This window comes from Phormidesmis sp. 146-12 (genome assembly GCF_052939495.1).
Map to the genome: position 1 here is coordinate 1,505 of NZ_JBJPHS010000183.1, position 6,776 is coordinate 8,280.

Consider the following 6,776-nt stretch of genomic DNA (forward strand, 5'->3'; position numbering starts at 1 on the left):
ATTTTTGTTGCCTGCGGTCTGCCGGATTTTTGGCCCTCTGTTGCTGATACAGGAAATACTTGTTAGCCTTTGCGGTCGCACCTTCAGTATCCCAAGTGCGACAATTAGCGGTGAGTTGGGCGGTTCCCCCGGCTAGTTCTTCGCTTGGCAAGTACGCCCCATTTCTATACTTATCTCCTAGGAGTTCTGTTTGGGGTTTCTTAACTTCGACCAGCACCGTAAATCGTGCTGCGCCTGGAGTGGACATAAGATGATCCCCTTTTTGGGTACCTCTCCCGGTAACAGCACCTCCACCGTAATGCGGTTGACTTTCAACTTCAGATAGGAAGTGATAATCCATCGCAAGTCCAAAAATCCAAGGATTTGCATTGAAGAATTTTTCCCAATCACCTTCTTTCCAGTTCTGTTCAGTGAGCTCCTTTTCAAACACTTTGAGGGCTCTGTGGCGTTGTTGATGTCGCGACAAAAGTGCAACAGTATCAAATGAACTTTGATCGGTGCCCCGAACTGTGTTCAGAATTTCAATGGCTAGTTTACTATTGTCTACGATCTCCGTAGCCAAGTTAGCAACCAGATTAGATTCTGCTACCGTAAGTACTACCTTTTGTGAAGTACCAATAGTGATTCCCTCGCTTGCGACTTCATACATTCCTTGTAGATGATGATATAGCTCAGCAGTTTGTAAGGATGAGAGTTTGAGAACCATTTCTTGACCAGCGGAAATGCTCTTTCGCGAGATCGTTTCGAGGTTTGAAAATCCTGGGTCTTGACCGTCTTTTGTTTTATTGTGCTTCCTCTGATAGCTTAAAGTGATTTTCAAGCAGTTAGCTACCGCACTTGAGTTGTTGACAGCGTGACCATGGAGGATATATCTAGTCTGAGGATTATCTGAATCCGATTTATTCGTTAATAAGAATGGTTGAAAGTCGCTAGAATCCGGTGAGGAACTTGTGAAAACATACTTTTGAGCAGTCTCATCGATGTTAGTCTCGATCGGCTGCATCTCTTTCGCCTTCTGAGGCAGTTTGCCCCCTCTAAACATGCTTCTCATTTTCATAATTCCATCAATTTTACATCAGTTGATGACTGAATTATGCTTTTTAAAGAATTTTTTTTTTGTTATTAATACCCAATGTTCCTTGAGGCATCAAAAAATTCCCAATCGAAAATGTTCTCAATTCGGTTGCTTAGCTTCACCTGTCTATTGGAAGGGCAGGCACAGTTCTTAGATTTGGCAATCTAGTTTAGGAACCGTACTCTTAAGCGACTCTCACTCAGAACAATTAGCTTGCGGGGGCTTTGGTTTTCGTCTAAGTTGCGTGCTCGTTTTTTCCGGGCTGAACTAAACAACCATCCAGCCATTCAAGGGTTCGAAGCTATGCCGGTAAAATGCTTTTGCCTCCGGTATAAGCTCATCAAAGATATCTTGAGGTAAGGCTAAGGCTGAAAGTATTTCTTCTGAGGCTACGCCACTGTCTTTAAAGGCATCAAGCATTTTAAAGTGAAGTGATGATCTCTCAAGGTTAAGGCTTTGCGGTTCTTTACCTGATCTCCATCCGTACATGGATGCTAGCCTCCAGGACTCATCATATTGCCATTGTGACAATATGCCTAGTGCACGCGCCCTTCGTACCATCGCTTGCGCTGAAGTGCCCCACCTTTCCTTTAGTGGAAGAAACGATTTTATGTTGCCCGTTGAAGGGCACTCTGGTCCAAAGCCTTCTGCAGGGAGAAGGAACGATGACGCAAACTCGTTTGCCTCCGATTCCCTTCGATCATTTAACTCATCTAAAGGAACTTCTCTGTGAAGAATTAGGTGCCCGAGTTCATGAGCCGCATCAAACCTTGACCGTTCTCCAGAATCCTTTGCTACATTTAAAAAGACAAACGGGCGGTCTTCCTTCCAATACGCAAACGCATCAACGGAGGATGATTCTTCCGAAATCCAGAAGACTCTTACTCCTTTTGCCTCGAGCAGATGCACCATATTGTCTATTGGACCCGTACCTAACCCCCATAGAATACGTAACTCTGAAGCTGCCTCTGAAGGTGAAGTTATATCTGATGGATCGGGTATTGCAAGCGCTGGCCATTCAAAGAACCTGTCTAGGTAGGGCGCGATAACTTCTGAAGCAATGCTACTTCGGGCTAAAGTTCGATCCCTTACCGCCTTCGTCATGGACTTTCGGGATCGAAAAGTAACTTTATGTGGCAATACCCGCTCTGTAGCCGGGTGACTGAAAAAGGTGATTGGCACGCCAAGAAATTGGGCTAAGTTATCCTGTGACTCAGGCGATGGCTCTACGAGACCCTTTTCGTAGTAGCCATACGCTTGAGGTGAAACATTAAGAGCCGTCGCAACGTCCCGTTTACTTAATCCCCTGCACTCGCGTGCCAACGTTAGCCTATCACTACTGAATTTCTTCCCCATCTTTCCACGGATCTTTTCGAAACTTTAACTCTGGCTCAATTTTTGTTGCCTGCGGTCTGCCGGATTTTTGGCCCTCTGTTGCTGATACAGGAATGACGGCGCTAGGTGCATTTGAACCTTCGGTGTAGAGACGGAGGTGCCCCTCAGAAACGATTCGCACTAGTTCAATGCACTCGTCAAAGTATACGAATTCACAGGAAGGATCGTACCCTGTGAAGCGCACCAAATAAATGGAGCAGTCGACCCACCGACCCTGGACCTTTTTTTTAGGGTCTACAATAATTCCTCCGACAGTTGTCGGAGGAATTACGGGATACTCAGAAAAGGGGAGAACAGGTATTGCGCACTGGTTCAACAAGTTTTGGAGCGAGGGGCGGACTTTCATCTTCACGGTCTTCTCCCGCCTGTCAAGCTTTCCTTTTCTTATGACAATCCATTCCCTTGGCTCGGATTCATCCCCAGTTGGGCAGAAGTGCATTTGACTCTTCACCCCACCGGTCTTCCAGTGTGGGCATGTGTGCTCAATCGTGGTCTTTATTTCGTTGAGGTTGGTGGTTACGTTGATTAGCTCCTTGCTTGATTTCGGCCTCGCATTAAGCGCCTCAATAAGTGCGGTCAGGGTATCGGCTAATAAACCGATGCTCGGGAAAGAGTGGTTAAAGACCGTTTGAGTCTTGCTAGGTCTGGATTCGAATGGATTGCTCATATGGATTCTTATTGTTTTCCCAACATCTTGTGTATGGACGAAACCAAAGCTGGAAACGGATGCGGAAAGTAAAGTAAAAAAATAAAATCTCCTATATGCAGATGTATTGGCTTCCATGTAGTCAATATATGGGGTGCTGTTTTACCCAATTCAGATTCATTCAAGTATCAACGTGTTCTATCTAAGGATCTTAGGAAAGGCATCTTTCCATGGTTGGTGCGATGAGAAAATCCCCCGGGGCTGGGCCTTCGGGGGATTTTTTGTTTTGGGCGGGAGGTTTACTTAGTGGTGGTGGCCTTCGTCTTCCTTTTCAGGGGCGTCGGCTACGGCGCACTCGGTGTTCAACAAGAGTCCGCTGATGGATGCCGCATTCTGAAGAGTTGTTCGGACAACCTTGGCTGGGTCTACGACGCCGGCTTTGAGGAGGTCTTCGAAGACTAGGGTTGCGGCGTTGAAGCCTTCGCCGGTTGTCTTCACTCGGTCTACCACGACGCTGCCTTCCACGCCAGCGTTTTCGCTGATGGTGCGGAGAGGGGCTTCGATGGCGCGCTTGATGATATTGACGCCGATTTGTTGATCGCCTTCGAGCTTAAGCGTATCGAGAACCTTGCCTGCGATGAGCAGTGCGGTTCCGCCGCCAGGAACGATTCCTTCTTCGAGCGCGGCTCGCGTTGCGGCGAGGGCGTCTTCGATTCGGGCTTTCTTTTCCTTCATTGCGGTTTCGGTAGCGGCGCCGACCTTAAGAACAGCAACGCCTCCGGAGAGCTTTGCGAGTCTTTCTTGGAGCTTTTCCTTGTCGTAATTGCTATCGGTGGCTTCGATTTGGGCTGCGATTTGCTTCTTGCGGCCTTCGATCTTGCTTTCTTCGCCCTTACCGTCAATGATTGTGGTGCCGTCCTTTGTGATGACGATCTTTCGGCATGATCCGAGCATTTCTGGGGTGACATTGTCGAGCTTGAGACCGAGGTCGTCGCTGATGAACTCACCGCCGGTGAGGATTGCCATGTCTTCGAGCATTGCCTTTCGTCGGTCGCCAAAGCCTGGGGCCTTAACAGCTGCGAGTTGGAGACTGCCGCGGATTCGGTTAAGAACGAGGGTTGCGAGGCATTCGTTTTCGACATCTTCGGCGATGACGATGAAGGCCTTGCCCATTCGGACAACCTTTTCCAGAAGAGGAAGGAAGTCTTGGACGCTGCCGATCTTCTTTTCATAGAAAAGGATCATTGGGTCTTCGTAGACTGCTTCCATGCGGGTTGCGTCGGTGACGAAGTATGGGGACAGGTAGCCCTTGTCGAATTGGAGACCGTCAACATGCTCGACGGTGGTTTCCATGGATTTGGCTTCTTCGACGGTGACCACGCCATCCTTTCCGACCTTGTCAATCACGCTGGCAACGAGTTCGCCCAGCTCGACATCGTTTGCGGAGATGACGGCGACTTCGCGGGTGCTGGTGACTGGGGTGGACATTTTGCCAAGCTCGGCGACGATGGCGTCTACTGCCTTGTCGATTCCTTGCTTGATTTGGGTTGCGTTTGAACCTGCGGCAACGTTTCGCGCGCCTTCTTTGAAGATGGCTTGGGCGAGGACGGTTGCGGTGGTGGTTCCGTCACCGGCGAGGTCGTTGGTCTTGCTGCTGACTTCGCGGATGAGCATTGCGCCCATGTTTTCGAACCTGTCTTCGACTTCGATTTCCTTTGCGATGGTGACGCCGTCATTGATGACGGTTGGGGAACCGAATTTCTTTTCGAGAACGACGTTGCGTCCTCGTGGTCCGAGGGTGACTTTGACGGCGTTGGCTAGCTTGTCTACGCCGGCTTCGATGGATTTTCGGGCGTCGTCGCCGAATTTAAGATTTTTTGCGCTCATGGTTTATGCTCCTGCTCCTACGGTTGCGCCTTCTAGAATTGCAAGGACATCTTCGGATGTGAGGATGATAAAGTCTTCTCCGCCGACGGTGACTTCGGTTCCGCCGTACTTGCCGTACAGAACAACGTCGCCGACTTTAATATCGAGGGGGGCAAGTGCGCCGGAATCGAGGCGCTTGCCTGGGCCGACTGCAAGAACTTCGCCGCGTTGTGGCTTTTCTTGCGCGGAATCTGGAAGGTAAAGGCCGCTTGCGGTGACTTGTTCCTTTTCGGCTCGCTTGATGACGATGCGATCGTGTAATGGAGTCAATTTCATGATTTTGTTTCCTTGTTTGGGTTGGGTCGGTTCTTCGTCCCTTGTTTTGGATATACGCCGGAGATCCCCGAATGTTTAGCAGTTTACCCCTGGGAGTGCTAAAAGTCTACTTTCTGCGGAAGGATTTAGGTTAGAAAGTAGGGAGAATTGGTGGCGAGGGCGGGAATTGAACCCGCGACCTACGGGTTATGAATCCGTTGCTCTGACCCCTGAGCTACCTCGCCAATGAACCTTCATTATGGCAAAGAAGGTGGGTTTGATGCAAGACCGGGTAAAACGATTGGGTATGGGCCCGGGTCTTTTGTCGTGTATGTTGATGCTGGTGCAGCCGGCGGGGACTCCTTTATTGGCGGAGATGACCGAACTTGCGGCGAAGCGAGATATTTCGGGCTTGGTTGCTTTAAGTGATCCTGCTTTTTCGGATGTGGGTCGGTTTTCGTTTTTGCTTACGAATGGGATTTACGGCTCGGGAAGCACGGGTTGGAAGCCGTTGTTGCTGCGCTCAGAGTCGTTGGGGCTAAATTTAGTTGTATTTTCCACGAAGATTTCTTGCGAGGACATTGGCGAGCAGGTCTTTGAAATTAAATCCGGGAAAATTGGTCGAAAAATAACTGAGTTTGAAACCTTTGGACTGCAAATGAAGCACCACGACTTTACGGTGCGGTTTGAGACGGATAAGAATTTAGGGGTTTTTCGGGATTCGGTGACGTTTGAGCGGGTGGGGGCATTTCGCTCGACGGGGTTGATGCGCATTGCGCCTGATTTTGTAGTCTCGGAAGTGACGGATTCGGCGGGGAAGAAGGTTGATTTTGCGCAGGCGGGCGGGACGATTGCTTTTCGTCAGCCTTCTGCGGGGAAATTTGTGCTGAATATGAAGTACTCGGCAGTGCTGAAATCGCCTCCTGAGCATGGTTCGGTGTTTGAGGATGAGGCGATGCTGGCGGGTTCAGTATGGTGGCCGAGCATTGCTAGGCAGGCAGCGACTTCGACGGCGACGATTTATACCAAGCCGAATTGGTTGGCATTTACGCATGGATCGAAAATAGGCGAGAAAATCGTCGGAAATTCAAAGATCACGCGCTATAAGAATTCTGTTCCGATTTCCGTGTTTTCCTTGGCAGCCGGAGAGTACAAGATTCGAGAGAAAATGCATGAGGGGATAAGGTTCTGGAGTGCGGAGATTGGTGGCGAAAGCTCTGTCTTGGACTTGCAGAATGACTTCAATATTCAAGTAGTGAGATTGTTTGGAACCCTAATTAAGTGGCCTTATGATAACTGGGGTTCGTTGATTTCGAAGCGATTTGGATCGGGTGGTTTGGAGGCTTATAGCTATGCGAGTTACGAAAAGGGCTGGTTGCCGGAGCTCGATCCGCATGAACCTTCGCATACTTTTTGGGGTGGGGTGATTCCGAATACGTACATGAAGAGCCTGTGGAATGAATCGTTTGCGGACTTCTC

Annotated in this window: 6 protein-coding genes, 1 tRNA gene and 1 pseudogene; 1 reads left to right on the forward strand and 7 read right to left on the reverse strand. The window is 49.3% G+C overall.

Annotation, left to right across the window (positions count from 1 at the left end):
* The 7 genes and pseudogenes from ACKFKF_RS33470 to ACKFKF_RS33500 form a co-directional block, all read right to left on the reverse strand.
* A partial coding sequence (locus tag ACKFKF_RS33470; protein ID WP_446871694.1) for a Shedu anti-phage system protein SduA domain-containing protein occupies nucleotides 1-1,003 on the reverse strand: 1,003 nt, incomplete at its 3' end.
* A gap of 339 nt (nucleotides 1,004-1,342) precedes the next feature.
* Nucleotides 1,343-2,179: an ImmA/IrrE family metallo-endopeptidase gene (locus tag ACKFKF_RS33475; RefSeq protein ID WP_446871699.1), complete on the reverse strand. Its 837-nt coding sequence runs from the start codon at nucleotides 2,177-2,179 to the stop codon at nucleotides 1,343-1,345.
* Nucleotides 2,180-2,251: 72 nt separating this feature from the next.
* Nucleotides 2,252-2,431 (reverse strand): annotated as a pseudogene (locus tag ACKFKF_RS33480) (helix-turn-helix domain-containing protein); the annotation flags it as partial.
* The gene (locus ACKFKF_RS33485; protein ID WP_446871695.1) at nucleotides 2,412-3,254 is read right to left on the reverse strand and encodes a hypothetical protein; all 843 of its coding nucleotides are present in this window, start codon (nucleotides 3,252-3,254) and stop codon (nucleotides 2,412-2,414) included. The gene ACKFKF_RS33485 and the pseudogene ACKFKF_RS33480, both read right to left, overlap by 20 nt.
* Before the next feature lie 165 nt (nucleotides 3,255-3,419).
* Nucleotides 3,420-5,003, reverse strand: a complete 1,584-nt coding sequence (gene groL / locus ACKFKF_RS33490; RefSeq protein ID WP_446871696.1) for a chaperonin GroEL — start codon at nucleotides 5,001-5,003, stop codon at nucleotides 3,420-3,422.
* A gap of 3 nt (nucleotides 5,004-5,006) precedes the next feature.
* Nucleotides 5,007-5,318: a co-chaperone GroES gene (locus ACKFKF_RS33495; RefSeq protein WP_446871697.1), complete on the reverse strand. Its 312-nt coding sequence runs from the start codon at nucleotides 5,316-5,318 to the stop codon at nucleotides 5,007-5,009.
* Nucleotides 5,319-5,466: 148 nt separating this feature from the next.
* A tRNA-Met gene (locus ACKFKF_RS33500) sits at nucleotides 5,467-5,542 on the reverse strand.
* A gap of 14 nt (nucleotides 5,543-5,556) precedes the next feature.
* Here ACKFKF_RS33500 and ACKFKF_RS33505 point away from each other — a divergent pair.
* Nucleotides 5,557-6,776: hypothetical protein (locus ACKFKF_RS33505; protein WP_446871698.1), on the forward strand; the 1,220-nt coding region annotated here is incomplete at its 3' end.

What these genes read in the sequence shown, in the direction of transcription:
- ACKFKF_RS33475 (WP_446871699.1), bottom strand. Translation starts at nt 2,179, where the DNA reads ATGACGAAGGCGGTAAGGGATCGAACTTTAGCCCGAAGTAGCATTGCT.
- ACKFKF_RS33485 (WP_446871695.1), bottom strand. Translation starts at nt 3,254, where the DNA reads ATGGAAGCCAATACATCTGCATATAGGAGATTTTATTTTTTTACTTTA.
- groL (WP_446871696.1), bottom strand. Translation starts at nt 5,003, where the DNA reads ATGAGCGCAAAAAATCTTAAATTCGGCGACGACGCCCGAAAATCCATC.
- ACKFKF_RS33495 (WP_446871697.1), bottom strand. Translation starts at nt 5,318, where the DNA reads ATGAAATTGACTCCATTACACGATCGCATCGTCATCAAGCGAGCCGAA.